Source organism: Campylobacter sp. 2457A, assembly GCF_020135895.1.
GTDB lineage: Bacteria > Campylobacterota > Campylobacteria > Campylobacterales > Campylobacteraceae > Campylobacter_D > Campylobacter_D taeniopygiae.
This window is the reverse complement of sequence record NZ_JACHTO010000108.1, coordinates 1-401: the sequence shown is the minus strand read 5'-3', so window position 1 is coordinate 401 and position 401 is coordinate 1. Positions and strand designations below refer to the sequence as shown.

The 401-nt window shown below is 31.2% G+C and carries 1 pseudogene; it reads left to right on the top strand.

The window, feature by feature from the left end:
* Positions 1-401: pseudogene (locus H2280_RS08550) on the top strand (methyl-accepting chemotaxis protein); the annotation flags it as partial.

Here is a 401-nt window from a genome sequence, read left to right as displayed (position 1 = left end):
TAGAGCAATTTTCCAAAGATGTTTTAGCTTATGGTCATTCTGAAAATACTTATGCTGCAGTTTATAGTCCAGATGGTGAGATTTATTTTCATCAATATCCAGAAAGAATTCTTACAAAAAATCCACTAAGTATAAATATAGCTAATACAATCAATACTAATCCAAATTATTATCTTAATCCAAAAGAAGAAAATGCTCTTTTTGGAGCAAAGGATGATAAAGGGAATTCTTATGAAGTACTATGTAGTGCAACAATCAATCCAAAATTTAGAGTATGTACGGTTACAGAAGATGAAACTTATACAGGAGTTGTTAAAGCCATTCTCTTTAAACAAATCCTTATAGGCATCATTGCCACTATCATCGCCCTCATCCTAATCAGAATCCTAATTACAAAAGGT